The sequence below is a fragment of the Rhodococcus sp. KRD175 genome, from assembly GCF_017168275.1.
GTDB classification, from domain to species: Bacteria; Actinomycetota; Actinomycetes; order Mycobacteriales; family Mycobacteriaceae; genus Rhodococcoides; species Rhodococcoides fascians.
Map to the genome: position 1 here is coordinate 1 of NZ_JABFAQ010000043.1, position 939 is coordinate 939.

General features: G+C 64.6%; 1 protein-coding gene. It reads left to right on the forward strand.

Annotated features, from left to right (window positions below; translation table 11 throughout):
• Window positions 1-103 precede the first annotated feature (103 nt).
• Window positions 104-939 (forward strand): DDE-type integrase/transposase/recombinase (locus tag J1M81_RS24585; RefSeq protein WP_206499038.1); only part of this gene is annotated, 836 nt, incomplete at its 3' end.

Genomic DNA, 939 nt, shown 5'->3' on the forward strand with positions numbered 1-939 from the left:
CGTGTTCAGTCTGGGGACATATGAGACACGAGATGTCCACGGACATGTGACACACGGGCTGTGATGATGCTGCGGGGCACTGTGACCGGCTATGGAGTAATCCATGGCCAGATCGGATGCCCGGATGAACCTGCTCGACGCCACCTTGACCGCATGGATCATCGAGGGAGCCGACGTCTTCGACGAACGAGGCCTGTCAGGCTTCTGCGCCGACCACGGGCTCTCCCGCAGTACCGCCAACCGTCACGCCGCCCGGATCCGAGAACGGGGCCGGTGGGAACTCGACTCCCGCCGGCCCCGCTCGAGCCCGACACGCACCCCCGACACCATCGAAGCCCGCATCATCGCGCTCCGCGGCAAATTGGGCCGCGACAACGGTGCCGACAACATCAGCTACGAGCTGACCAAGATTGCCGCCGAACATGATTGGGCCGGCAAAGGCTGGAAGGTCCCGGCCCGATCGACCATCAACAACATCCTCACCCGCCACGGCCTGGTGACCCCGGAACCCAAGAAGCGACCCAAATCGTCCTACCGCCGGTTCCAATACGCCCGGCCCCGTGACTGCTATCAGATCGACGCCACCGAAGTCGTACTCTCCGGCGGCGGCAAAGCCACCGTCTTCGAAGTTCTCGACGACTGCACCCGCACCCTCGTCGCGACGTACGTCTGCCACGCCGAGACCACCGCCGGAGCCATCACCGCCATCGGCAGAGCGTTCACCGACTACGGAGTACCGGCAATCGTGTTGTCCGACAACGGAATGGCATTCTGCGCGACCGCGTCGAAGGGCCGCTCGAAGTTCGGCGCGTTCGTCACCGGGTCCGGTGCCCGGATCATTCACTCGAGCCCGTACCACCCGCAGACCAACGGCAAAGTCGAACGCCACCACCGCACCTTCAAACAGTGGCTCACCGACCAACCCACCCGGCCCGCCAC